This window comes from Pseudorhodoplanes sp. (genome assembly GCA_032027085.1).
Lineage (GTDB): Bacteria > Pseudomonadota > Alphaproteobacteria > Rhizobiales > Xanthobacteraceae > Pseudorhodoplanes.
In genome coordinates this window covers 4138633-4164212 of record JAVSMS010000001.1, presented here as the reverse complement: position 1 = coordinate 4164212, position 25580 = coordinate 4138633, and the positions used below count along the sequence as shown (strand labels likewise).

The following is a 25580-nucleotide window of genomic DNA, read 5'->3' as shown; positions in this document are numbered from 1 at the left end:
ACACGATTTCAGTTTCCGCGCACCGCGTTGGTTTGTTCGCGCTCGGCGACCAAGGGAGGGCTGGCGTCGCGGCCATCTGCAGTTTTCCCGCGGGCGGCCAGTGCCCGGGTGGCGTCTTCAAACGATTTTTCAAGACGGATCAGAATGTCGGTGCCGCGCTTGGTCAGCAAAGTGGGCTTTGGAATCTCGTCGCCCGGACGTGTTTCCGCGACAGGCAGCGGCGGGCCGACCGGGCCAGGGGAGGGTGCCACGCCGGGCATGGTCTTCAACTCGACGCCCTGATGCGCGTAGCCCATGATTTTCTTCCAGGTCATGGCTGGCAAGGAGCCGCCGGTCATGCGGTTGGTCGGCGCGTAGTCGTCGTTCCCGTACCAGATGCCGCAGACCATGTTGCCGGTATATCCGACGAACCAGGCGTCGCGGTACGCATTGGTGGTCCCGGTCTTGCCGGCCGATTTTACGCCGTCGATGATGGAGCGGCGGCCGGTGCCTTCTTCGACCGCCTTGTTGAGAATCATGTTGATGTCGGCAGCCACCTGAGGCGGCATCACTTGTCGCGGCTTTGGTCCGTCGCGATCGAAACGCCAGATCAGATCGCCGGTGGCGTTGCGCACTTCCAGAATGGTGTGGGGCGTGACCGCCTTGCCGCCATTGGGGAAGGCGGCGTAGGCGGCTGTGTGATCAAACACGGTGACTTCGTCTGCGCCGATGGGCAGCGACGGCGTGTCCGGCAGCGGCGAACGTATACCCATCTGCTTTGCCAGATTCACGATCTTCGCGCGCCCGGCTCTGGCGTTGCCGTTGCCGACGGCTACCGAAAGCTTGACGGGAATAATGTTGATCGACTTCGTCAGCGCCAATTGTAGGGTGACAGAGCCTGAATAGCCGCCAGAATAGTTCTTCGGGCACCAGTTGCCGATGCAGAAGGGGCCGTCGACCACGACCGATGACGGCTTGAAGCCGTTCATGAAGGCAACGGAATACACGTAAGGCTTGAACGAGGAGCCCGGCTGGCGCTGCGCATCGGTTGCGCGGTTGAACTGGCTCGACGCGTAATCACGGCCGCCAACGATGGCGCGTACAGTGCCATCATTTTCCATCACAACGGTCGCGGCCTGTTTGGCGCCGTATTGCCGGCCGTATTGACGCAGCATTTCCTCGACTGCGGCTTCCGCCTGGCGCTGCAGATTGACGTCGAGGCCGGTGCGCACCACGAACACCCGTTCGGTGACGTTCTTCGGCAGTTTTTCGGCGAATTTCTTCATCTCCTCGAAGGCGGCGTCGAGATAATAGTTCGGCGCGCGCTCGTCACGGCGGTCGATGGCGCTCGCAGGATTGCGGCGGGCACCGTAGACTTGGCCTTCGGTCATGAACCCGGCCTCGACCAGATTATCGAGCACGGTGTTGGCGCGGGCGCGGGCGGCGGGCAGATTGATATGCGGCGCAAAGCGCGTCGGCGCCTTGAAAAGGCCCGCGAGCATCGCCGATTCCGCCAGATTCACGTCGCGCGCGGACTTGGCGAAATAATATTGGGCGGCCGCGTCGACCCCGAAGGCGCCGCCGCCGAGATAGGCGCGGTCGAGGTAAAGCTTGAGAATCTCGTTCTTTTTCAAGCGCGTTTCCAGCCAGATGGCGAGGAACGCCTCCTTCACCTTGCGCTCGATGGTTCGCTCGTTACTCAAGAAAAGGTTCTTAGCCAATTGCTGCGTAATGGAACTTCCGCCCTGCACCACGCCCCCCGCGCGCGCATTGGTGAGCATGGCGCGGAACGTGCCCGGAATATCGATTCCGAAATGCTCGTAGAAACGCCGATCCTCGGTCGCGAGCGTCGCCTTGACCAGATGATCTGGAAAATCCTCGAGCGGGATCGAGTCATTATGCTTGATGCCGCGCGCGCCGACCTCGTTGCCGTAGCGGTCGAGGAACACCACCGCGAGCTCCGACTTCTTCAGCCAGTCCTCGTCCGAGGTCTCGTAGAAGGCCGGCAGCGCCAGCGCCAGCGCCAGGATCAGCCCGCCCGTGCCCCAGGTCGCGCCCTCCGACAGCGGCTCGACCACGCACCAGCGCTTCCAGCCGGCGACATGGAAGCGGTCCATGAAGGTGGTGAAGCGCTCCCAGATCTCGCGGAACCAGCGCCCGGCGAAGAACAGCCCCGAATCGATGCGCGCATCGAGATCGAGGAAGAAGCGCTTCAGGCGCTCGCTGACACTGGTCGGGTCGTTGGGCACGTCGGGCTCTCGCAGAGGACGCAACAGGGGGCGCTGGACCGGGCGGCGCGCCGCCCGGAATCCCGCTTCTATCCGATCCGCCGTCGGGCGGCCAATAACAAGTCCCTGGCCACGAGGTTCCAATGTCGCGAGATTTGCGGCGAATTGAGGGGGACGAAAACGCGGCGCGTTCTCTTCCCCTTGTGGGGGTAACTGGGGAAGGGGGTTTTGTGACCATCGCGTGGACCCCGACCCCGGCGCGCCAAGGCGCGCCGGCCGTCCCCACAAGGGGGAGGGTGAGAAGAGATTGCAGCGCGAGCTTCAGCCCGGGCATGGAGCATCGGCCCGAGTCACTATAAGTAACGCCCATGCCGAAAGCCGCCCGCAAGCTGCCAAGCCCTAAGACCCGCGCGCCTGCCGACACGCCCGTGCTGCGCGCGGCCGCGCCGGAGGACCTGCCGTTCTGGAAGACCAAGACGCTGGAGGAGATGACCCCGGCCGAATGGGAGAGCCTGTGCGACGGCTGCGGCCGCTGCTGCCTCAACAAGCTGATGGAGGAGGGCTCGGACAAGACCCTGTTCACCGATGTCGCCTGCAAGCTGCTCGACCACGACAGCTGCCGCTGCAAGGACTACGCAAACCGCGCGGCGCTGGTGGAAGACTGCGTGCTGCTCACGCCGCAGTCGCTGCGCGAGATCACCTGGCTGCCGCCGAGCTGCGCCTATGTGCGGCTCGCCCGCGGCCTCGACCTCTACTGGTGGCACCCCCTCGTCTCCGGCGACCCCGAGACGGTGCATACCGCCGGCATCTCCGTGCGCGGCCGCGTCGGCGCCTGCGAGACCCAGGTGCCGGACGAGGAGCTGGAGAAGTGGATCGTGAGCTGGCCGGGGAAGGTGCCGCGGAAGGCCCGAGGGTAAGGTTCAGTAATCACTCAAAAATTGCTGAACTGAAATGGCTTCGCCTTTATGACCTAACGCCGGATAGAGACGAAACCTGTCCGGGCGATCCCGAGTTGAGTACTCATCCTTTGTAGTAGAACCCTCACACGAGACGAAGGTCTGTGCTGGACTTGTATTGTTTGACTTTGATGTGCGAATTATGAAGCTCACCGATTTGCTGTTGCTAGGCAGATTGAATCCCACCATCTGATCTTTTATTGCCTCATACGCGGGGCACTGATCTCTTACGTGCGACGCGCAGATTTTGCATGATAGCGGATTCGCGCCTCGCATTTTCCCTTCGCGACGACTGCCATATCGCACACACCACAAGATGTCTGCGGCAACCGACGAATGAACTTTTCGTGCTTGGGCTGCCAGCCAAATTAGGCGCTCGATTTTGCCCCAGATGTCGCTGCATGCGAACAATTCAGAATAGAATAGTTTTTTGGTTGAAGGCCTGAAGTTAAATGGCCAAGAAAAGAATATTTTCACCCAGTTATCAATGGGGAGCGCGGCATGAATTCCAAAACATTGCTGTGCATACAATTGGATTACTTTTGGAGTTTGCCAACTCTTTTCAAGTTCCGAGTACATGCGTGCGCACAAATCGGGGGTAAATTTTTTTGGATGCCAATAACCAGACCGCAGATCATTGAACATCATTAGTGAAATGACAGATCGAGGTGGTCCTCGATCAAATGCGTTATAGTTTTCAAAAAGCGCGTCTCGTGTCGCTCCAGTTTCTGCTTCCCAGATTTTTACAACAGTTGGTGTATCCAGTTTGGATGTTCCGCCGACTTTCCCTAGTGACCTGCCTCCGGTTTTCTGGACTGCGCTAAGCTGGAAAATTCCAGTTTTGCGGCAACGGCCGGAGGACGGAGCGAACCATGAAGAGATCGAAGTTTTCGGAGGCGCAGATTGCCTTCGTGCTGAAGCAGGCGGAGGACGGCACCGCGATCGGCGAAGTCTGCCGGAAGGCAGGGATCTCCGAAGCCACGTTCTACAACTGGCGTAAGAAGTATGCCGGTCTGATGCCCTCGGAGATGAAGCGCCTGCGTCAGCTCGAGGATGAGAACGGCAAGCTCAAGAAGCTGGTCGCCGACCTGTCGCTTGATCGCGCCATGCTGCAGGATGTTCTTCGCCGCAAACTATGAAGCCTGCCCGGCGTCGGCAGTTGGTCGATCATGCGCGATCGACCTGGAAGGTCTCGATCCGTCGCGCCTGTTCAGTCCTGGTGACGGAGCCCTCGACCTACCACTACAAGAGCCGCCGCGCTGGGCAGGCGCCCCTTTGCCACCGGATGAAGGAGATCGCCGCAACACGGGTGCGCTACGGCTACCGGCGGATTCATGTGCTGCTGCGGCGTGAGGGCTGGCCGGTGAACGCCAAGCGCGTCTATCGGCTGTATCGCGAGATGGGCCTGCAATTGCGCAACAAAACGCCCAGGCGCCGGGTCAAGGCCAGGCTGCGAGACGACCGTCAGCCAGCGACCCGCTCGAACGAGATCTGGGCGATGGACTTCGTGCACGATCAACTCGCCACCGGCCGCAAGTTGCGCGTGCTCACCATCGTGGACACGTTCTCCCGGTTTTCGCCGGCGACGGAAGTGCGCTTCAACTTTCGCGGTGCCGATGTTGTCGAGGTGCTTGAACGTGTCGGCCGCCAGCTTGGCTATCCAAAGGCCATCCGGGTCGACCAGGGCAGCGAGTTCGTCTCGCGCGATCTCGATCTCTGGGCCTACCAGCGTGACGTCACGCTCGACTTCTCCCGGCCAGGCAAGCCCACCGACAACGCATTCATCGAGTCGTTCAACGGCAAGTTCCGGAGCGAGTGTCTGAACGCACACTGGTTCATGAGCCTCGACGATGCGCAGCGAAAATGCGAGGCTTGGCGTAGACACTACAACGAGGAGCGACCACACAGCGCGATCGGCAACCGACCGCCGATCGACGTGCTGAATCGATCAGCGGCGCACGGCCCGCCACTGGTCGAACAGGCTGGAAATTCCCCAGCCGCGTGATCCAAAGACGGGGTGCAGCTCACTAGGCGAAATGCACTAAACTTGAATGGGCCCACGTCGATAGTTTCGCAGAAGCGGGCGCAAAAGATTTTGGCAGCGTTGATGAGCTCGGCAAGCCGTGGAAAAAGGCTCAGCGGGTTGCTTAAGTCTGAAAACTCCTCGAACGTAGGAAGAAGATAAAAGTCAACGTGTATGTCTCCGCCTGTCGCGATCCGCGCGCCAAAGGTCGAGCAAAAATAATGTGTTTGAATTAGTTCTCCTTTTCTGCCGCCTTGCGAGAACCAACTGGCAATAAATCGCGGAAGACCCATCATTGGGTCCCATATGCTCCCGAACGGAAGTGATTTTCCAAACGACCGATCTACTATTTGGTACCACAGCTCCTTCAAGACTGATTCCGAATTTGACAGCTGGCCTTTAAATGCGCCGGAAAGCTGATCCAGAGTTATTGGATTGCCCAAGCCGATACGTTCTCTAATTAGACGTTCAACGACGGGCCTATATCGTGCGTGTGCGCCTTTGTTCAAATCCTTATTGATAGCAACTCTCACACGGAGATGGGTTTCCTCCAGATTTACGTGATGAATGAAACCAAAGATTCGATCCCGTTCTCCAGGCCTCGTGGATGGTGGCAGATCCGGATCCAAAGCATGGAAATAAAGAAGTGGGTAGAGTGGGAGATCCGGATCGTAGAGGTGGATGAGTGGTATCCACTGCGGCGGAAAGTCTTCAATCAAAAACTCGGCGTGCTCCGATAAACTTTCGAATGCCATATTTGATGTTCCGCTCCTTGCATCTTGATTTTCGGTTGAATATTTAAGGGGATCACATTTTACCAGTAGGGTCTAGCGTCGCGGCTTGTTCATCTTGCCCCGCACTTTCATGCGTTTATTGGTGGAAAGTAGCCAAACGGCACATTTTTGGATCACCTGCGAAAGAGGCCGACGGTGACGTCCCTTTAGAGCGCATTCCCAAACTACGCCTTGGCGCCAGCCGAGCGCTTCGATCGCTTGCTCCACGCGAATATCCACATTCTTGTTGCGTGTAATTTTTTGGCGCCAGAATTCAGTCCTAGTTGCCGGCAAGCGATACAGGGGGCAATCATGCCCGTGCCAAAAACATCCATGAACAAAAATAACTGCCCGATGCTTGGGAAAGACGATGTCAGGCCGTCCCGGAAGGTTTTTGCCGTGTAAACGGAAGCGAAACCCGAGAGCGTGTAACCCGTGGCGGAGCAACAATTCAGGTTTTGTATTCTTCCCCCGGATTCCTGCCATCATGCGACTGCGGACTTCCGGAGAAACAATGTCAGCCATGAGCAGAAGCGCTTGTGCCGATTTCCGATGTCAATGGCAGTCTTAACTGCCTTTTCCTGGGGCCGGCGTTCTTTGACGCCAGCGCGGAAATGATATGCGGCAGCATGAGTTTGGCAACTGCTGTCGCCGCCGGGACAACCACCGAATTTCCGAACTGCTTGTAAGCCTGCGTATCGGATACGGGAATATTGAACTCGCTTTTGCCCGGCGCATCAAACCCCATCAAGCGGGCGCACTCGCGTGGTGTCAGGCGTCGTGGTCGCTTGCCGGGTTGTGCAATCAGGACTTCCGATCCATCCTTGAAGTACCTAGCCGATAGCGTGCGCGCGACATCGTCGGGCCCGAACAGGCTGTAACCGAAGCCGTTGCCCTGCGAAGCGTGTTTCTTCTTGTAATCCCGCAAATATTTCCAGAGATGGGCGGTCAATGTGTATTTCGGATCGACCGAGTCATGCGGTTCAAGAATGGAGCCGAGTTTCGGGCGGTTCTCCGGAATGACCAGCTTGTTGAAGTCGAACCTCGTTTCGTCTCGGAAGCCGACGATAAAGACACGCTCGCGCCGTTGCGGCACCCACGCTTCCGAACTCACGATCCTGTGCTGGACATGATAGCCCAGTTCGTTCTGCAGGACGTTCCGGATCGTTGCAAACGTGCGGCCCTGATCGTGGCGCTCTAGGTTCTTGACGTTCTCCAGAAGAAACGCGGGCGGACGATGATGGGCAATGATCTTCGCGAGATCAAAAAAAAGCGTGCCCTGTGTGTCGCACAGAAAGCCATGCGGCCGTCCGAGTGCGTTCTTCTTTGAAACGCCAGCGATCGAGAACGGCTGGCAGGGGAAGCCTGCGACGAGCACATCATGCTGCGGGATCAGGGAAGGCGTTGCAGAGAATGGTCTGATATCGCCGTGTATCTCGTGTGCTCCGAAATTCGCGATGTAGGTCTTTTGCGAATACTTGTCCCATTCGGACGTGAACACGCATCGGCTTCAAATTCAGCGGAATGATGGGAGCGGGGCATATGGGCCTCTGTCCCAGGGTTTCAACCAGCAGGATGTTGACTCCGATGTTCCTGCTTTGATCTATACGGAAATCACAGGACGGCAAGGGGCTTTCAGGGTGATTCATGAGCGGCCGGTGGATCAAATGGGAGAGGGGCGAGGCGTGGGAACTGGATATCGGCGCGGCCCTGCGCGGGACCGTCGTGCCCTATGATTTTCCGCCCTATCACGGGGCCTGGGGCGCCATGGTCAACACCAGCTTCCTTGGGCACTTCAAGGAACTGGAGGATGCGAAGCGCCGCGTCGAGACAACCATCCGGCACGACATGGCGCGGGTGATGGAGGACTGGACGCGCTTCCTGCAGGATCGCAGCGGCGCGCCGGATCAGCCGGACGCGGCCATGAACGAAGCCATTGCGGCGTGCGGCGGCGACTTGCGCGCCACCATCCGGTCGCTGCTGATCGCGAACAGTTTTCTTGAAGAAGAGCAGGAGCGCCTGAAGGCTTCGATCTCGAACGGCTTCGCGCGCGGCAAGCACAGAAAGCGACAGCAACAGTCGTGATGCGCCGGCCGGCGCGGTCAGTAACTACAAAACAGACCTCCATAAATAAGAAAATAATCCTTGACAGGGTGCGCCTCGTCGCTTAAGCTGGCGGTATTCTCCAGACATGCGCCGGAAGCGCGGGCATTGCCGATCATCGGCAGGCCCGCGATCGCGGCGCGTTTTTTTCATTTTGACCCCCACCCGACGCGCTTCGCGCGTCGACCTCCCCCTTGCAGGGGGAGGTCAATTTGCGGTGCGCTTCGCGCCAAAACGTTCGCTGAAAGGATCATCCCATGCCACTCACCGACACCATCCGCCCCGAGCCCAATCCGCCGCTGACCGTCGAACGCGTCGAGCTGGCGCGCGCGATGTATGTTGAAGGCTTCACCGTCGCGCGCATCTGTTCGCAATGCCTGATGTCGCTCGGCACGCTCTACAAGTGTCTCGACGGCATCCCGTTCGGGGAGGACGGCCTGCGCTTTCCGCCGCTCCCGCGCCGGCGCAACATCCTCGGCAAGCGCACGCGCGCGCTGCGCACCGATCCCGACTCGCTGCGCAACCGGCTGATCCGCACCGCCGAGCGGCAGGTGCGCGACATCGAATTGCGATTGTCGCAGACGGGCCGCTCCGGGCCGGACTGCGAGCGCGACATGCGCATGCTCGGCATGGCGGTGAAGAGCCTGCGCGATCTGCAAAGACTCACAGGTGAAGAGACGGCGCCGGAGGATCCCCTTGCGGCGCATAAGAAGATGACAGACGACGTCATCAGGAACTGGGACGCGCTGCGCGAGGACCTGCTGCACCGCCTCAACGCCCTGCTCCTGGAGCAGGAGGGCGAGGAGGGCTCTGACCCGTCACCTGAGGCGGCCGCCAACGGGTCCGCGCAGAGCGCGGCCCGATGATCAACTCCTCCGCGGCCTTCGAAGCACGGCAGCCAATGAGCGGGCCGTCGCCCTTCGAGGCTCGACGCTGCGCGTCGAGCAGCTCAGGGTGACGGGGCAGAGGATAAAATGAGTGGCGCTTACTGCTTCTTCTGCGGCATGGGCGCCGCCGCCACCTGCCGCATCACCGCCTGTTGCGCGGCGACGCTCGCCTTGCGTGAAAACATCGCCGCTTCCTTCAGGCGATAGAAGCGCACCAGCTCCTGCGCGGTCGCGGGCTTCAGGCGCTCGAAGCTTGCGAGATTCTGTTCGACCGCCGCCGCCGACAGCCCGGCCTCGCCGGCGCGCATCAAGAGAACGGCGCGCGCAGTCGCCCAGGACAGGCCCGCCGCCTTGACGAAGACCAGGATCGTCTCCGCCTGTTCGTGCATCATCGCGCGCTCGACAACGCCGACATCGAGATCGCAGAGGAGCGCGAGGGCGACCACGGTCTGCTCGAAATTCCTCGTCTTGGCAAAGCCCTCGATATCGGCGTCGCGCAGGCGGCCGCTGTCGTGCAATGCCTCGACCGTCGCCTGCGCCACCGCAAAGCGCGATGATTCCTCGCGCACCTCGTTCTGCAGGCGATGCGTCGCCTCGCCAACGGCGGCGTCGACCGCGTCGGCCTTGTCGGGATGCGCGGCGCAGAGCCGCGCGCGCGCAACCTCGGAGGCGCGCGAGAGCAGCTTGAGAAAGAGCGGGCGCGGAATGTCGGCGCGGGTGCCGAGCCGCACGATCAGATCCTGGTCGCCGTTGATCTTGTCGACGAGCGTCGCATAGCCTTCGCCGGAAAAGCTGGCGCCGGCATTGCTGGCGAGCCCGGCCAGCACCGGGCGCTCGCCGCGCGCGATCAGGACATCGGTGAGGGTGGGCGAGAGATGTTTGCGGCGCGCGATGGCGAGGAGATGCTGCTGGCTCTTGGTGCAGGCGAGATCGATCAGCGCCCGCTCGTCGAGCCGCGGCGAATGCGCGAGCACCGGCCAGGCGACCTCGATGGTGTCGTCGGCGGCCAGCGTCCTGATCGTCCTCGCCGGCGCATTGGGAATGGGCGCGAGGCGCGAGGCGAGCAGCACCTTGGCCGAGGTTTCGATCTCGGCCGCGAGCAGCGCGATCACCTCGTCGAAGACCTCGATTTCGTCTTCCGAATATTGCGGGTGCTGGTCCACGAACAGGTCGGTGACCGCGCGCAAAATCTCCGCGCGCCGCGCAAAGGATCCGTGCGCGATGGCGGCTTGCACGTCCTGCAGGAAGGCGATCGGCGGTGGCATGCGGCGTTCTGCCGTCGGTAGCGTTAACGGGGATTAGGACTCTAGTGCGGAGTCGTTTAGGAAGTGCTTAATCGCGTCACATTGCTTTTATTGATCATGACCGGCGCAAAACCCCCGAAAGGCCCGAAAAAGCCGCCTTCCGCCAAGGAGCCCGGTCGCGCCGCGGCGAAGGCGGGGACGCGGCCGGCCGCGCCGCTGAGCCATGCCGAGGTGCGGGCGATCGTGATCGGCATCATGCTGGCGATGTTCCTCGGCGCGCTCGACCAGACCATCGTCGCGACCGCGCTGCCGACCATCGGCCGCGCCTTCCATGATGTCGAGAACCTGTCCTGGGTGGTGACCGCCTACCTGCTCACTGCCACCGCCTCGACCCCGCTCTACGGCAAATTGTCCGACATCTATGGCCGCCGCGCGGTGATGCTGACCGGCATCGGCATCTTCATCCTCGGCTCCATCGCCTGCGCGCTGGCGCCGTCGATGACCGCGCTCGTTCTCGGGCGCGGGCTGCAGGGGCTCGGGGGCGGGGGGCTGATGTCGCTGTCGCAGACCATCATCGCCGACATCGTCACCCCGAAGGAGCGCGGGCGCTATCAGGGCTATATCGGCGCGGTGTTCGCTTCGTCCTCGATCGGCGGGCCGGTGCTCGGCGGCTTTCTCACCGAGCATCTGCACTGGTCGCTGATCTTCTGGATCAATCTGCCGCTCGGCGCCGCGGCTTTGTTCATGACCAACAGCGTGCTCAAGCGCGTGCCGTATCAGCCGCGCAAGCATGCGCTCGACATCATCGGCGCGCTGCTGATGATGGCGGCGGCGATCGCGCTGCTCCTGGCGCTGACCTGGGGCGGCACGCGCTTTGCTTGGCTGTCGGCGCCGATCGGGTTGCTGCTGCTCGGCTCGGTCGCGCTGTGGGCCTTGTTCGCGTGGCGGCTGATGGCGGCGAAAGAGCCGTTCCTGCCGCTCAGCGTGCTCGCCAATCCGGTGGTGCGCTGCGCGACGCTCGCCGGCACCTGCGCGATGGGCACGCTGGTCGGCATGACCATCTTCATCCCGCTCTATTTCGAAGTGGTGGTGCATCTTTCCGCCAGCCAGTCGGGCCTCGCGCTGATCCCGCTGATGGGCGCGACGGTGGTCTCCTCGACGCTCACCGGGCGGGCAATGACGCATGTGGAGAATTACAAGATCATGGCGGCGGCCGGCGCGCTGCTCGCCATGGTCGCGCTCTCGGCGCTCTCGATCTGGCCGCAATTGCCGATCCCGCTGGTGGTGATGCTGCTGGCGCTGATCGGGCTCGGCGTCGGCTGCGTGTTTCCGGTGTCGACGGTGAGCATGCAGAACGCCGCGCCCCGGCAGCTGATGGGGGTCGCGACCGGGGCGATGAACTTCTTCCGCTCGCTCGGCGCGGCGCTGGTCGTCGCCATTCTCGGCGCCATCGTGCTCGGCGGCATCGGCGGGGCGACCGGCGTGTCGGTGGAGATGCTGGCGCGCACCGCCTCGGAAGCGAACCTGACGCAGGCCTTCCGCTTCGTGTTCCTCGCCGCGGCGCTGGTGCTCGCCTTCGCGCTCGCCTTCATCGTCGGCATGGAGCAGAAGCCGCTGCGCGGCCCCGCCGTGGCGCAGCCGCCGCAACCGGACGCGCCGGCGACACCGGTGCAGGAACCGCTCGACGCCGACAAGCCGCGACGAACCCCTCCGAAGAAGACCAGCTGACGACCTGCAAGTGCGGGCGGCTGGCGGACTGGCGCCAGACGTGTTCCGCGTCGGTCGCGTGATCGTGATGCCCGCCGCGATCCGCGCGCTATGACGCGCGACGCCTTTGCAGGATGATGTCGAAACGTGGTCCGATCGCCGGGAGGTGTCCATGAGCATCGCGCAAACCACACAGGCTCCCAAGAGCGAATATGTCGATTTCTGGAACCGGATCCTCGTTCCCAAATTCGTGCGCTGGCGCCACATCCTGGTCGACGGATTGACGCTGCACAGCGCGAAGGTGTTTCCCTCGCTCGCCGTGCGCGAAGGCGACAAGGTGGTCGACGCCGGATGCGGCTTCGGCGACACCGCGATCGAACTCGCGCGCCGCGTCGGGCCGTCCGGATCGGTGCTGGCGGTCGATTGCTGCGAGGGCTTTCTGGACTATGGACGACGCGACGCGCAGGCGGCGGGCGTCGGCAACGTCTCGTTCCTGGAAGCGGACGTGCAGACCTATCCGTTCGAGCCGGTGCATGATTTCTGCTTCTCGCGGTTCGGCACGCAGTTCTTCGAGAATCCGGTGGCGGGCTTGCGCAACATGCGCAGGAGCCTGAAGCCCGGCGGCATCATGACCATGATCGTCTGGCGCGGCGTCAAGGACAATCCGTGGCTCGGCCATGCCAAGGAGATCGTGCTGCAATTCCTGCCACCGCCCGGCGAGAACGCGCAGACATGCGGGCCCGGGCCGTTCTCCATGGCCGATACCGGCGTCGTCACCAAGCAACTCGAAATCGCGGGCTACAAGGATATCGATTTTGTGCGCGTCGATGCGCAGGTGTTTGTCGGCAGGGATGTCGACGATGCGGTTGAGTTTCAGCTCGCGATCGGGCCGGCGGGCGAGGTCTATCGCGAGGCGGGACCGCTCGCCGAGCGGCGCCACGACGAGATCGCGGCCGCGCTGAAGGCGGAGCTGGTCAAGTATCGCCGCGCCAACGGCATCATGATGGACTCAAGCTCCTGGAAGGTGACGGCGACAAATCCGGGGTGAGGAATAGCGCCGGTCGGCGCCTCGCCCAGGGCCGGCGGTAATCTAAACAAAATCTTAACCGGGCCGCGCCTATAGCTTCTGCGTCTTCCGGACGGGGTCTTTTTCCGGACATCGCTGGCTCTCTTGATGCAGTTGCCCACGCATTTTCAGGAACGATTGCACCTTTACGGGCTCGACGAAGCCGCCGGGCGGCGGCTTGCGCAGCTGTGGCCCGTGGTCGAGCCGGCCATCAGCAAAGCGGTCGACGCGTTCATCGCCGCCGAGCGGGACATGCCGAGCGTTGCCGCGGTGTTCGCGCAGCATGCTGAGCTGATCCGCGACCTCACCCTGAAGCACATGTGTGTGGTGCTGTCGGGTGTTTTCGACAACCGCTATATCGAATCCTGCCAGCAGGCTTCTGCACAGCGCAAACGGATCGGTCTCACGCCGCGCACGCAGATCTTCGTCGCCAACATCATCCTGCGCGCGGCAATCGACGCGCTCGCCGCGAGATTCCGCTTCTCGCCGCGCAAGCTGGCGGAGGCGAGCAAGCTGGTGTCGCAGGCGCTCGCCTTCGATGCCGCCACCACGATGACGCTCATTCAGGACGCCGCGCTCAACGCCTCGCAGGCGCGCGGCCAGCAGCTCGAGCAGGCGATCACCGATTTCCGGACCACCATCAACGACACCATCGCCGCCGTGAAGGGCGTGTCAGACGCGCTCAGCCGCGGCTCCGCCGAGATGCGGCAGACCGCGCAGGACACCTCGCGCAGCATGAAATCCACGGCCGAAGCCTCGAATGCGACGACCGCAGTGATGAAGCAGAGCGCGGCGGCGGCCGAGCAATTGTCGCAGTCGATCGAGGAGATCGGCGTGCAGAGCACGGGCAGTCTGCAACTGGCCTCGAGCGCCGCGCGCGATGCGGACACTTCGCTGAAAAATCTCGCCACCCTGTCGAAGGCGGTGGAGCAGATCCAGTCGGTCGCCGGCATGATCTCGGACATTGCCGGACAGACCAATCTCCTGGCGCTGAACGCCACGATCGAAGCGGCGCGCGCAGGCGACGCCGGCAAGGGCTTTGCGGTGGTCGCGGGCGAGGTGAAGGCGCTGGCCAACCAGACCGAGAAGGCGACGGAATCGATTTCGCGCCAGATCGCGGCGATCCAGCAGGCCTCGCAGGACGTGTCCGCCCAGCTCGGCTCGGTGGCGCAGGCGGTGCGGGAGATCGCCGCCATGGCGGGGCGCATCGCGAGCTCGGTGCAGGAGCAGACCGCGGCGACGCGCGACATCGCACATTCGGTCCAGGCGGCGGCGCAATATACCGTTCGCGCCAGCGAGGATGTCCGCGCCGTGGAAGGATCGACCGGCCGCTCGCTGGAAGTGGTGCAGCAGGTTGTGACGCTGAGCGAGAGCCTGTCCTCGCGTGCGTCCGATCTGGAACAGAAAGTCGCCGCGTTTTTCGAAAGCGTGCGCGCGGCCTGACACTTGGCCGTCAGGCCTTTCGGTTGAGCGTGACACTGCGCGCGCTGCGCGCATTCGCCGCAGCGATCATCCGCAAAGACATACCTCCAAAGATAAAGTCGCCACGGCGCTTTTCCCCGTGCCACACTTGAAAACCATGAGGGTCCTGGGGATGGCGGTGATCAAGAGATGCGTTGCGCTCCTGCCTGCAGCCAGGACAAGGGGTGCTGCCATGCGTGTTGAAACATCCAACCATTTTCCTGCTGCCGCATCTGCCGCCGATCTTCGGCGGATGGCGATGCAATGCGCGGCGCAGGCGGACATGCCGGACGCCGACGAGACCGAACGCGGCCGGCTTCTCAAGATGCGGGAAGCCTTGCTGAGTCTTGCCGCGAATGAAGACTGGCTGAACGGGACGTCAGCCGGCTGAGAAATGGTAGTGGGGGAGGCAGAGATGTTGCCGGCAAACCCAGAGCCAGGCAATTTTGATTGAGGAAATTTGAATAATTTCGTGGCCTCTGAAACAATGCGCGGCGCGCAGACGTTGAGAACAATACGCGTGCGGAGCGCAGCACTGCATGTCGGCATGCAGCATAGAGGAGGCCGAGCATGGGCCGGGCCTATCCTTCGCAATCGAGCGCCTTGATCGTCGGACAAGATGTCGCCCAGCGGCAACTGGTTGGCGTGTTGCTGGAGGAATGCGAACTCAAGGTGATCGAATGCGACAGCGCCGAGGCGGCTTTGTCCGTCCTCGAGGCGATGGGCAAGGACGTCCTGTTCCTGTTCACGGACCTCAATCTTGCCGGCATGCGCGACGGAATTGATCTGGCGAAGGAGGTGCGGCGCCGCTGGCCGAAGGTGCGGATCGTGACGACTTCGGGTGGCATGACAGCCGAGCGCCTGCGCGCCTTGCCGCGCGATGTCGCGCATTTGCAGAAGCCGTGGCGTCCGCTCGATCTGCTGGTCGAAGCCGGGAAGGCGACGGATCAGTCGCGGCATTGATCCACGCAGGGGCATCTTGCCCGGTCGGCATTGACCCGCATCAAGCCGGCATTGCACATTCTCGACAGTCTGACTTTGGCTGGCGCGGCGCGCCGGCGCGCTCTAGTCTGACGAAGAATGGGCTGAGGGGGAACGTCATGGCGAAAGCTCGGAAGAAGAAGGCAAAGCGCAAGACCCTGGCAAAAGCGAAAAGCGCGCGCAGGCCAGCGCGAAAGGCCGCCGCATCGGCCCGGCGCGGAAAGGCCAAGGCTCGCAAAAAGGTTGCGAGCCGGCGCAAGGCGGCGAAGCCCGCGCGCAGAACGGTGCGCAAGACCAAACAGAGAAGCGTGTCGGAAACGCTGTCGCGCGCCGCGGAGACCGTCATTGAAACGGTGAGGGAAACCGGCGAGTTGCGCGACCGGCTGGAGCCGCCGGGCGAGTCGGAAACCGCGTAGGACTTTTGGCTTCTGACGGGATCACTTGTTGTTTGAACGCTTGAACGCCTTGGTGCCGTCGCCGGCGGGCGCCGCCGAAGTGTCCGCCGGCTTGTCCATGCTTTCGGCGGGCGTCTCGAATTCAAACCACTTGCGTGCCATCACCTGCTGCTGGAGTTCCTCGTCGATGTAAGGCGCGATTAGGCTTTTGAAGGCGTGCGCATTGGCCTGGTACTCGTAACGGCAATGCTTCGCCCGAATTTCCGGCAGCCCGCCGACGCTGATCGCATCCGCGAATAGAGCAGGATCGGCGCCGTAGGCCATGCAGAGCCGGTTGAAGTAACGCTGCCCTGGCAGGGAATGCGGGTCCGCGACCATCTGCATTTTCATGGATCGCATCTCCCGCTCGCCGGCGCTCATATGCCGCTCCATCGACTCGGCATCGCCGAGAAACGAGGTGCCGAGAATGAGCCGGCGGGCATCGGATTTGGAGAATTGCAGCAGCAGATAGCTCGCAAAATAGTCGGCGGCGTCTTCCTCGCGCCCAAAGAAGGGAATGTCGAGATCCTCCAGCACCGCATGTCCGACCTCGTGCAGGAAGACGTCAACCACAAGCGCGATCATCGAATCCCTGACAGTCAGTCCCCATTTTTGCGCCTTGGGCGCCTGGCTGCGGAGATATTCGATATATTCGTAGCAGACCTTGATCGCGCTGTCCCAGAAGGTGGCGTTTGCGACGCCATCGCAGCCTTCCAGTTTCAATGTAATGCGAATAGGCAGGCGGAGCGGGGCAAGGAACTCCTGAAAGCTCTCGAGAACGCGCTTCTCCCTCATCGTCTCGTGGATCTGACGATGCGCCGGATTCTTCGGTTCGACATATTCATAGTCGAATTGATTAGTCTTCAGACCAGTCTTCAGCTCATACGCAGGCGCGGGCTGCGCAAGTAAAGATGCGGCGGTACAAAGGAGCGCGAGCGTTCTCACGGCGATTGTCATGACACGTCTTGCCAAACGCGAGCTTCTATTTTGCGAGGCTGCAAAATTGCGGCCGGACGCGAGGCCCGGCCGCAATGAGATGAAGCGCTCTTGCTGCATCTGAGGAAATGTCCGGTCGCGAAGAGCGATTCGGAGCCTCTGTCACTTATCGTCCATCACTTCTTGCCGGGTGGATTTTCCGGTTTCTGTCCGGGCGGGTTTTCCGGTCGTTGTCCGGGTGGATTCTCCGGACGTGCGCCGGGCGGATTCTCCGGCCGCGCTCCCGGCGGGTTCTCCGGCCGCGCTCCGGGCGGATTTTCGGGACGCGCACCAGGCGGATTTTCAGGTCGGGCCCCCGGCGGATTTTCGGGGCGCGTCGTCTGTGCGGCAACAGGACCGGCGCTCGCGATGACGAGTAAACCTACCGCCGCAGCTAGCCAAGCTTTCCTGGACATCTGTTTGTCCTCCTTCTTGCCTGTCTCTTGAGACAGCAAGGAATTTGTACGGCCCGCGGTTCGGGCCGAAGTTGGCTTTACAAATATAGTCTAATTGAAGAGCCCACGCCGCTTTTGATCCAGATCATGAGGCGGCTGGACCCGCAAAACGTCGTGATCGGCACTCACTTATCCGGCAGGGGGATGAATTCATGCTCGCCGGGAACCGGCGAGAAGCGGCCGGTTTTCCAATCTTCCTTCGCCTGTTCGATGCGGTCCTTGCGCGAGGAGACGAAATTCCACCAGATGTAGCGCGGGCCTTCCAGCGCGGTGCCACCGAGGAACATCATCCGCGCTTTCGTCTTCGCGCGCACCGTGATTCTGTCGCCGGGTCTGAAAACCAGAAGGCGCGGTCCTTCAAAACTGTCGCCGGCGATCTCGACCTCGCCGTCGGCGACATAGATCGCGCGCTCCTCGGTATCGGGATCGAGCGGCGCCTGCGCGCCCGCATCGAGCAGCACCTCGGCGTAAAGCCAGTCCGATACCATGCCGACCGGCGAGGTCTGGCCGAAGGCTTTTCCGGCGATGACGCGCGCGGTCACGCCGCTGTCGGTGACCAGCGGCAGATTATCCGCCGCGAAATGCTGGAACGAGGGATCGATCTCCTCATGCGTTGCCGGCAGCGCGATCCAGCTCTGGATGCCGTACATCTTCGTCTGCGGATTGCGTGCGTCGGCGGGCGTGCGCTCCGAATGCGCGATGCCGCGGCCGGCGGTCATCAGATTCATTTCGCCCGGCACGATGTCGAGCGCGTTGCCTTCAGAGTCGCGGTGGGTGACGCGGCCGTCGAAGAGATAGGTGACGGTGGCGAGCCCGATATGCGGATGCGGGCGCACGTCCATGCCCTGGCCGTCCATGAACTGCACCGGCCCCATCTGGTCGAAGAAGATGAACGGCCCGACCATCTGCCGCCGGCCATGCGGCAGCGCGCGGCGCACCTGAAAGCCGTCGCCGAGATCGCGCACGCGCGGCACGATGACAAGCTCGAGCGCGTTGCAGGAGCGCGTGTCGCCGAGGATCGGGTCTTCGGTGGGATGCCAGGACATGGGAGACTCCGGGTATGGGTGCGCGGCATTTCAGACCCAATGCCAGCAGCAGGCAAGTGCGGCGCGCTCGTGCGTAATCCAAATTTCGCTTGATTGTGCGGCACGTCATGAGGCGGCCTTGAACCACCACACCAGGCCGATGCGCGTTCGCACATGCTCAGAGGATGGTTGAAGCGATTCACAGTCCGATTCAATGCCGGCCGGGAATTCGCTCGAATGGCCTCAATTATGCCGAGCGGGATTGCGGCAACTTCATGTCCGCTGTTCCTGCGGAACGGCAGGGCAGATATGGCGTTGATGACATACGCACGAAGGGGGTCATGGAGAGACGTGATGCCCTTCCTGTTCTGGTTTCCCTACATCATCCTGAGTGGGCTGATCGACATTGCCGCGGATCCCAATCCGGTGCGTGTCGAGAACAAACGGCGCCGTTGAGGCGTGGCACGCGCGAACGCAGGGCGGATTAGCGAAGCGTAATCCGCCAATCCAAGCGTGGGATGGCGAGTTACGCCTCGCTTGCTACGCCTTGCGTCACTTGGGCCAATCCGGGAGGAGGGTGATGCCGAACCGTGGCGCAGCTTCGCGCAGACGCGCGATCTCCGCTTGTGTCGGCGGCCCTGCGACCTCGTCCGGCTGGCGTTCATGGCCGCCCGCCGCGACAAACCGCTCGAAGAGCGCGGGCGTCCCGATCAGGATGTATCGGCAAGGCTTGCCGCTCATGTTGACAAGCTGGTGCGGAATGCCGCGCGGCAGGAAGAGGCTCTCGCCGGCCGTCAGGCGCCGTGGCTTGCCGTCGAGGAAAGCCGTCAGCTCGCCTTCCATCATGTAGAGCGTCTCGTCGTCCTCGGCGTGAACATGGATCGGCGTTGTCGTGTTGCCGGCGCTGGAGTTCTCGAACAGGCAGAACTGCCCTGCAGTCTGCTCTCCCGACAAGAGGCGTTTCATGACGACGCCTGCAAGAACAAATTCCCTGCTGTCGCTCATGTCTTTTCCTTTCCACAGATCGTGCAGGGAAAACGTGGTGCGTTCGTCTTGTTTCCAGGGACGTGGCGGCATTGATGAAACGATGGTGTGCGACAGATCAGAACTGTGAATGTCTTGGATATTGCAGTTTTTCATGTTAAGAACAAAACAAGAACATTACTCTTGCCATCATCATTGCGATCATCCCAATTCTGGGATATATATTCATGCGCCTGCGTCTCGCCGTCGGCGAAAAGCCGCTCGATTGGGTCGGCTCAGCAAAAGAGGATTTTCTCGCCTTTCCGCTGCCGGTCCAGCGCGAGATCGGAAACGCGCTTGGACTGGCTCAGTTTGGCGGCAAGCATCCAAAGGCCAAGCCCTGGAAGGGCGAGGGTCCGGGTGTGTTCGAGATGACCGATGATTTCGACGGCGATACCTACCGGGCGGTCTATACGGTACGTTCGGCAGGTCGTCTACGTGCTGCACGCGTTCCAGAAAAAGTCGCCGCGCGGGATAAGAACCGCGCGCACCGACATCGAACTGATCGCGCGGCGACTCAAGCTCGCGCGACAGGACTATGAGGCCCGTCATGGCAAGAGCGAAGGCTGACAAGGACAAGACGCGCGAGATCGCCCGCGGCAGCGGCAACGTGTTCGCGGATCTGGGATTCGCCGACGCCGACGAGCGGCAGACCAAGCTCCGGCTCGCTTACGCGCTGAACACGATCATGGATGCGCAACGCCTGACGCAGGCCGCGGCCGCGGCAAAGCTCGGCCTCAATCAGCCCAAGGTGTCGGCGCTCCGCAACTACAAGCTCGAAGGATTTTCGGTGGAGCGGCTGATGACGCTGCTCACGGCGCTCGACCAGGATGTCGAGATCGTCATTCGCAAGAAGCCGCGCTCACGCGCCGCGGCGCGCATCAGCGTGGTGGCGGCGTGATGGCGGCTGACACATCCATGCGGCCGTTACAGGATGCGGCTCTGGACCCCCACCCGGCGCTTCGCGCCGACCTCCCCCTTTCCGGTGGAGGTGAGGACGCGGCCCTGTTCCAATTCAGATTTTGCATTAGATAAGGCGGCCAGCCACCGCCTCACTTCTCAAACATCCGCATGAAACACATCGGCTTCCTCTCCTTCGGCCACTGGTCCCCGTCGCCGCAATCGCAGACGCGCTCGGCGTCGGACGCGCTGCTGCAATCGATCGAGCTCAGCGTCGCGGCCGAGGAGCTCGGCGCCGACGGAGCCTATTTCCGGGTGCATCATTTCGCCCGCCAGCTCGCATCGCCTTTTCCGCTGCTGGCGGCGATCGGCGCGAAGACGAAGCGCATCGAGATCGGCACCGCGGTGATCGACATGCGCTATGAGAACCCGCTCTACATGGCGGAGGATGCGGGTGCAGCCGACCTTATCGCCGGCGGGCGGCTGCAGCTCGGCATTTCCCGTGGGTCTCCCGAGCAGGTGATCGACGGCTGGCGTCATTTTGGCTACGCGCCGCCCGAAGGCATGAGCGACGCCGACATGGCGCGGCGTCACACCGAGGTGCTGCTCGAAGTGCTGAAGGGCGAAGGCTTTGCGCGCCCGAATCCGACGCCGATGTTTCCGAACCCGCCCGGCCTTCTGCGGCTCGAGCCGCATTCGGAAGGCCTGCGCGAGCGCATCTGGTGGGGCGCCGGCACCAACGCGACGGCGCAATGGGCGGGCAAGCTCGGCATGAATCTGCAATCTTCGACGCTGAAGATCGACGAGAGCGGCAAGCCGTTCCATGTGCAGCAGGCGGAGCAGATCAGGCTCTTTCGCGCGGCGTGGACAGAGGCGGGGCACGCACGCGCGCCGCGGGTGTCGGTGTCGCGCTCGATCTTCGCGCTGGTCGACGACCGCGACCGCATGTATTTCGGGCGCGATCAGAGCGAGGACCAGATCGGATTCTTGAGTGCGACCGAGCGCGCCATTTTCGGACGGAGCTACGCCGCCGAGCCGGACAAGCTGATCGCGCAGTTGAAAGAGGACGAGGCGATCGCGGAAGCCGACACGCTGCTGCTCACCGTGCCGAACCAGCTCGGCGTCGACTACAACGCGCATGTGATCGAAGCGATCCTGAAACATGTCGCGCCGGGGCTGGGCTGGCGGTGAGGTGGCCGTCTTGCATGACCGTAGACCGTAGGGCGGATTAGCGAATAATCCGCCCTCACGAACTGCGTTTCGAGCGGGGTCCGGGCTTCTCTTCCAGCGCGCGCCGCAACTGGCGGATGATGACGCCGCGGGCGCGGTCGTCGGCGGCCTTCTCGATGCGTTCATTGATGTCGAGAATGAGCTCGGACATCTCATTGTGCCAGTCGAGCCGGACCACCGATTCCGGCGACAGCCGCCGCCGGTGCGACACGTCGAGCGCCGTCGGCGCCGAGCTCGACAGGTCGTAGATGTCGTCCAGCACCGGAATGAAGATGCGCGCCGCGGGCACCGTCCGTTCGACGATGCGTTCCGCAAGGCCGGCCAGCGCCGGCTCCTCGCCATGCACCAGAAACACGCCGCGCCGGATGGCGCGGCGCGACGCAATCCAGCGCGCGAGCTCCGGACCGTCCGCGTGACCGGAATAATCGTCGATGCGCCGGATGCGGGCGGCGACCTTGATCTCCTCACCCTGGATGCGCACGGCCTTGACGCCGTCGTTGAGAAAACGCCCGAGCGTGCCTTGCGCCTGGAATCCGGTCAGCAGCACGGTGGCGCTGCGGTTCCAGAGCCAGCGCTTGAGATGATGGCGGATGCGTCCGGCGTCGCACATGCCGCTGGCGGCGATGATTATGTGAAAGCCGGAGAGCTTTTCGATCCCCTTGCTCTGCTCGACACTTTCGGTGAAGCGCAGATGCGGCGAGTTGAAGAGGCGGGCGAGGTCGGCGCCGCCCTCCAGACTGGCGGCATGCTGGCGGAAGACCTCGGTCGCGCGAATGGCGAGCGGCGAATCGAGAAAGATCGGCGCCGCCGGAATCTCGCCGCGCTCCATCAGACTGATCAGATCGATCATCAATTCCTGGGTGCGCTCGACGGCAAAGGCGGGAATGAGCAAGGCGCCGCCGGAAGCGGCGGCGTCGCGCACTTCCGCCGCAAGATGCGCGCGGCGTGAATCGTCGGTCACCGCCGGGCGGTCGGTGTCGCCATAGGTGGATTCGGAAATGACGTAATCGAATCCGGCCGGCGCCTCGGGCTCGCCCTGCAGCAGCTTGGAATCGGGGCCGATATCGCCGGAGACCAGGATGCGCAAGGCCTCGCCTTTGTTGCCTTCGTTCTCAAATTCGAGCTCGATCGAGGCCGATCCGAGCAGGTGGCCGGCATTCCAGTAGCGCGCACGCACGCCGCGCATGGGTGAAAACCAGGTTTCGTAATCGACCGGTCGGAATGCATTCAGCGTCCAGATGGCGTCGGCCTGGGTGTAGATCGGCGTGACCTCGGAACGGCCGCGCGCGCGGTTGCGGTAATTGAGCGAGGATACTTCGGATTCCTGGATGCTGCCGGCATCCGGCAGGAGATAAGAACACAGGTCGATGGTGCCGCGCGTGGCATGAACGTGTCCGGCGAAGCCCTGCTTCACCAGCTTAGGGATCAGGCCGCTGTGATCGATATGCGCATGGGTCAGCAGCACGGCGCCGATCTCAGCCGGCCGAAACGGGAAGTCGCCGTAATTCAGGGCCTTCAGCGTCTTCGAGCCCTGAAACATCCCGCAATCGACCAGGAGGCGGCCGTGGCCGTTTTCGAACAGAAAGGCGGAGCCGGTGACCGTGCGCGCCGCGCCGCAAAAGCGGATTGTCACCGTCATGGCATGTCTCCGGCGACGCGGTCGACAAGCTCGCCGCGCAGCGCTTCGGCAAGAATATCATCGAGCGGAATGGCGTTCGTGGGATGCGGAACGCTGTGGGTCGAGCGCAGCGAGCGTATGCCGGCGGCTTTGAAAGAGGGCATCAGGTCCATCGGAAACAAGGCGTGGGTGACGATCGCGTCGACCGAGCGCGCGCCGGCCGCGCCGAGCGCATTCGCGCATGCGATCAGAGTGCCGCCGGAGGAGACGATGTCGTCCAGCAGCAAAGCGGGACGCTCCGCGAGCTTTGCCGTGTCGGCAAAGGTGATGTCGACCGAGAGGTCGTCGTGCCGCCGCTTGTCGGCCACCGTCGCGGCAAGCCCGAGCTCGGCGGCGAGGTGGCCGACCCAGGCGCGGGATTCAGAGTCCGGTCCCACGACGATGGTCGCCGGATCGAGCCCGGACTTTCGCAAGGCGGCGGCAATCGCCGGCACCGCCGACAGATCGTCCGCCTCCGCGCCCGGAAACACTTTGCGAATATCGCGCGTGCGATGCAGATGCGCGTCGACGGTGACGATGCGATCGAATGCATCGGCGAGCAGCCGGCCGATCACGCGTTGGCTGATCGCTTCACCGGCGCGAAACGCGGCGTCCTGGCGCATGTAGCAGAGATAGGGCGCAACCAGGATGACACGGCGCGCGCCATTGCGCCGCAAGGCCTCGGCCGCGAACAGGATCGTGATGAGCTTGTCATTCGGCCTGTCAAGCGGCGCATAGACGATGGCGACGGGCGAGGCGGCGGCGACCGTCACGCGCAATTCGCCGTCGGGAAAGCCGTGAACGGCAATGTCATGCGTGGCGATGCCGAGCGAGTCGCCCAGCCGTTTGGCGTCGCCGGCCGCAGACGACAAGGCATGGATGAGGGCTGCGGTCACGGCTGTGCGTCGCCTTGCCGCGTCCGGTGCCCGTCGACCACATAGCCTGCGTCGCTCCTGGCCGCCGCCGCCGCAAGCCCGTGCTCAGGCTGGTCAAGACAATGGATGCGATAGAGCGGCTCGCCTTGCTCCACGCGGTCGCCGATCTTCTTGAAAATCCTGATGCCGGCGCCCTTGTCGATCGGCGCGCCGGCGGTGCGCGCAATGCGGTTGAGCCGCAGGCAATCGATCGACATGACGATTCCGTCGGCCGGCGCCGGCACGTCGATGGTCAGCGTGCCGAGATCGGTGCGGCAGACCGAGGGACCCTGCGCATCGATGATCTTCTGCATCTGCTTGAGGGCGGCGCCGCTCGCCAGCAAGTCACGGGCGCGCGTATAGCCGGCGCCGCCGCGCAGCTTCGGGTCGTATTCCAGCAAGTGCGCGGCGAGCCGCAGCGATTTCTCGCGCAGATCGGGCGGCGCCGCGGGATCGTTGGACAGGACCGCCATGACATCCTGCGCCTCCAGCACCGGCCCGATGCCCGACCCAATCGGCTGGCGGCCGTCGGTGGTGACGACTTCGATGGAAATGCCGAAACGGTCGCCGACGAATTCGAACAGCTTGCGCAGGCGCATGGCTTCGGTGGCATTGGCCACCTTGGCGGTCGGGCCTACCGGCACGTCGAGCAGGAGATGCGTCGATCCCGCAGCGAGCTTCTTGGAGATGATCGAGGCCACCATCTGCTCGCGGGTGTCGAGGCTCAGCGGGCGTTCCACCGAAATGAGAATGTCGTCGGCCGGCGCCAGATTGACATGCCCGCCCCAGACCAGGCAGCCGTTGCAGGCGCCGACGACCTCTTTCATCTCGTCGACGCCGAGATCGACGCGGGCGAGCACTTCCATAGTGTCGGCGGTGCCGGCGGGCGAGGTGATGGCGCGCGAGGAGGTTTTGGGAATCATCAGCCCGTGCGCGGCCACGATCGGCACCACGACCATCGAGGTGCGATTGCCGGGAATTCCGCCGATGCAATGCTTGTCGACGACGATCGGTGTGTCCCAACGCAGCTCCGTGCCGGTCTTGGCCATGACCTGCGTGAGCGCCAGCAATTCGTCGCTGGTGGTGAAGCTGGCGAAGGCAAACAGGAATGCGGCGATCTCCATATCCGAATAGCGATAATGCGTGAGATCGCTCACGATGCCGGCGATCTCCCCCCCGGTGAGGGTGCGCCCCTGGATCTTGGCGCGGACGGAATCCATGCTGGCGGGCGGCGCCGACGGCGTCACGCTCGCGAATCCTCCGGCCGGGCAGCCAAAGCGGCGAAAGGCGGGGTCCGACAGGCCGATTTCGTCGGGGCCAACAAGCGCGTCATCGTCCGTGATCAGAAGCGTCGCCAGCAGCACCTTCGAATCCCGGCGCACCTCGACGCGGCTGAACCCGCGGAAGACCTCCGGCCGCAGCGCCTTTGATCGGCGCGAGATCACTGCGACGTTTTCCCGCCCGGTATCAAGATTGATCCGTCGGATCTTCAGTTGCGGGCGCGACGTGCCGTTGTCAGTCATGCTATCAAGCTCTCTTCCATGAACTCATAATCTTCC

The 25580-nt window shown here is 62.9% G+C and carries 23 protein-coding genes and 1 pseudogene; 14 read left to right on the top strand and 10 right to left on the bottom strand.

Features of this window, described 5'->3' with window-relative positions; translation table 11 throughout:
- Positions 1-8 precede the first annotated feature (8 nt).
- Positions 9-2228 (bottom strand): PBP1A family penicillin-binding protein, encoded by a 2220-nt coding sequence (locus tag RO009_20390; GenBank protein ID MDT3687395.1) that lies wholly within the window; start codon positions 2226-2228, stop codon positions 9-11.
- A 467-nt stretch (positions 2229-2695) separates the two neighbouring features.
- Here RO009_20390 and RO009_20385 point away from each other — a divergent pair, with 467 nt between their 5' ends.
- Positions 2696-3124, top strand: coding sequence for a YcgN family cysteine cluster protein (locus tag RO009_20385; protein ID MDT3687394.1), 429 nt, complete (start codon positions 2696-2698; stop codon positions 3122-3124).
- A gap of 911 nt (positions 3125-4035) precedes the next feature.
- Positions 4036-5168 (top strand): IS3 family transposase gene (locus tag RO009_20380; protein ID MDT3687393.1). Its coding sequence is split into 2 segments (ribosomal slippage): positions 4036-4297 and positions 4297-5168, totalling 1134 coding nucleotides; the frame shifts between segments, so codons are not numbered across the junction.
- Between the two features lie 845 nt (positions 5169-6013).
- Here RO009_20380 and RO009_20375 read toward each other — a convergent pair.
- Together RO009_20375 and dcm are read right to left on the bottom strand one after the other, a co-directional pair.
- A complete protein-coding gene (locus tag RO009_20375; protein MDT3687392.1) occupies positions 6014-6484 on the bottom strand; it encodes a very short patch repair endonuclease in 471 nt (156 codons plus the stop codon).
- Complete coding sequence (gene dcm / locus RO009_20370) at positions 6477-7460, bottom strand: DNA (cytosine-5-)-methyltransferase (GenBank protein MDT3687391.1); 984 nt, start codon at positions 7458-7460, stop codon at positions 6477-6479. The genes RO009_20375 and dcm overlap by 8 nt, the downstream gene beginning before the upstream one ends.
- 146 nt (positions 7461-7606) lie before the next feature.
- Between dcm and RO009_20365 the strand changes: the two genes are divergently transcribed.
- Together RO009_20365 and RO009_20360 are read left to right on the top strand one after the other, a co-directional pair.
- Positions 7607-8044, top strand: a complete 438-nt coding sequence (locus RO009_20365) for a hypothetical protein (protein MDT3687390.1) — start codon at positions 7607-7609, stop codon at positions 8042-8044.
- Positions 8045-8319: 275 nt separating this feature from the next.
- Complete coding sequence (locus tag RO009_20360; GenBank protein MDT3687389.1) at positions 8320-8928, top strand: hypothetical protein; 609 nt, start codon at positions 8320-8322, stop codon at positions 8926-8928.
- 119 nt (positions 8929-9047) lie between these two features.
- Here RO009_20360 and RO009_20355 read toward each other — a convergent pair whose 3' ends face one another.
- Positions 9048-10214: a DUF2336 domain-containing protein gene (locus tag RO009_20355; protein MDT3687388.1), complete on the bottom strand. Its 1167-nt coding sequence runs from the start codon at positions 10212-10214 to the stop codon at positions 9048-9050.
- Between the two features lie 63 nt (positions 10215-10277).
- On the opposite strand from RO009_20355, the gene RO009_20350 reads away from it, so the two are divergent.
- The 6 genes from RO009_20350 to RO009_20325 all read left to right on the top strand — a co-directional run bounded on the left by RO009_20350 (position 10278) and on the right by RO009_20325 (position 15824).
- Positions 10278-11921, top strand: coding sequence for an MDR family MFS transporter (locus RO009_20350; GenBank protein ID MDT3687387.1), 1644 nt, complete (start codon positions 10278-10280; stop codon positions 11919-11921).
- 151 nt (positions 11922-12072) lie between these two features.
- Positions 12073-12948 (top strand): class I SAM-dependent methyltransferase, encoded by an 876-nt coding sequence (locus RO009_20345; GenBank protein MDT3687386.1) that lies wholly within the window; start codon positions 12073-12075, stop codon positions 12946-12948.
- A gap of 126 nt (positions 12949-13074) precedes the next feature.
- Entirely contained in the window at positions 13075-14409 is a 1335-nt protein-coding gene (locus RO009_20340; protein MDT3687385.1) for a globin-coupled sensor protein, read from the top strand.
- Between the two features lie 211 nt (positions 14410-14620).
- A complete protein-coding gene (locus RO009_20335; GenBank protein MDT3687384.1) occupies positions 14621-14818 on the top strand; it encodes a hypothetical protein in 198 nt (65 codons plus the stop codon).
- 179 nt (positions 14819-14997) lie between these two features.
- Positions 14998-15390: a response regulator gene (locus tag RO009_20330; protein ID MDT3687383.1), complete on the top strand. Its 393-nt coding sequence runs from the start codon at positions 14998-15000 to the stop codon at positions 15388-15390.
- Positions 15391-15527: 137 nt separating this feature from the next.
- The gene (locus RO009_20325) at positions 15528-15824 is read left to right on the top strand and encodes a hypothetical protein (protein ID MDT3687382.1); all 297 of its coding nucleotides are present in this window, start codon (positions 15528-15530) and stop codon (positions 15822-15824) included.
- 21 nt (positions 15825-15845) lie between these two features.
- On the opposite strand, the gene RO009_20320 is transcribed toward RO009_20325, so the two are convergent.
- From RO009_20320 to RO009_20310, 3 genes are all read right to left on the bottom strand, one after another.
- Positions 15846-16799, bottom strand: a complete 954-nt coding sequence (locus tag RO009_20320) for a DUF4344 domain-containing metallopeptidase (GenBank protein ID MDT3687381.1) — start codon at positions 16797-16799, stop codon at positions 15846-15848.
- A 598-nt stretch (positions 16800-17397) separates the two neighbouring features.
- Positions 17398-18318, bottom strand: a complete 921-nt coding sequence (locus RO009_20315; protein MDT3687380.1) for a pirin family protein — start codon at positions 18316-18318, stop codon at positions 17398-17400.
- A gap of 531 nt (positions 18319-18849) precedes the next feature.
- Positions 18850-19302, bottom strand: a complete 453-nt coding sequence (locus RO009_20310; GenBank protein MDT3687379.1) for a cupin domain-containing protein — start codon at positions 19300-19302, stop codon at positions 18850-18852.
- Between the two features lie 206 nt (positions 19303-19508).
- Between RO009_20310 and RO009_20305 the strand changes: the two are divergent.
- The 4 genes and pseudogenes from RO009_20305 (at position 19509) to RO009_20290 (ending at position 21411) form a co-directional block, all read left to right on the top strand.
- A pseudogene (locus RO009_20305) lies at positions 19509-19697 on the top strand (hypothetical protein).
- A 1-nt stretch (position 19698) separates the two neighbouring features.
- Positions 19699-19890 (top strand): type II toxin-antitoxin system RelE/ParE family toxin, encoded by a 192-nt coding sequence (locus tag RO009_20300; protein MDT3687378.1) that lies wholly within the window; start codon positions 19699-19701, stop codon positions 19888-19890.
- The gene (locus tag RO009_20295) at positions 19871-20221 is read left to right on the top strand and encodes a helix-turn-helix transcriptional regulator (GenBank protein ID MDT3687377.1); all 351 of its coding nucleotides are present in this window, start codon (positions 19871-19873) and stop codon (positions 20219-20221) included. The genes RO009_20300 and RO009_20295 overlap by 20 nt, the downstream gene beginning before the upstream one ends.
- Positions 20222-20391: 170 nt before the next feature.
- Positions 20392-21411 carry an LLM class flavin-dependent oxidoreductase gene (locus RO009_20290; GenBank protein MDT3687376.1) on the top strand — a complete coding sequence of 340 codons (1020 nt, stop codon included), beginning with the start codon at positions 20392-20394 and terminating at the stop codon, positions 21409-21411.
- Between the two features lie 55 nt (positions 21412-21466).
- Here RO009_20290 and RO009_20285 read toward each other — a convergent pair whose 3' ends face one another.
- The 3 genes from RO009_20285 to RO009_20275 are packed head-to-tail and all read right to left on the bottom strand — an operon-like array spanning position 21467 to position 25544.
- The gene (locus RO009_20285; protein ID MDT3687375.1) at positions 21467-23089 is read right to left on the bottom strand and encodes an MBL fold metallo-hydrolase; all 1623 of its coding nucleotides are present in this window, start codon (positions 23087-23089) and stop codon (positions 21467-21469) included.
- A complete protein-coding gene (locus RO009_20280; protein MDT3687374.1) occupies positions 23086-24003 on the bottom strand; it encodes a ribose-phosphate diphosphokinase in 918 nt (305 codons plus the stop codon). Before RO009_20280 ends, RO009_20285 begins: the two co-directional genes overlap by 4 nt.
- Positions 24000-25544 (bottom strand): thymidine phosphorylase family protein, encoded by a 1545-nt coding sequence (locus tag RO009_20275; GenBank protein MDT3687373.1) that lies wholly within the window; start codon positions 25542-25544, stop codon positions 24000-24002. Before RO009_20275 ends, RO009_20280 begins: the two co-directional genes overlap by 4 nt.
- Between the last annotated feature and the right edge of the window lie 36 nt (positions 25545-25580).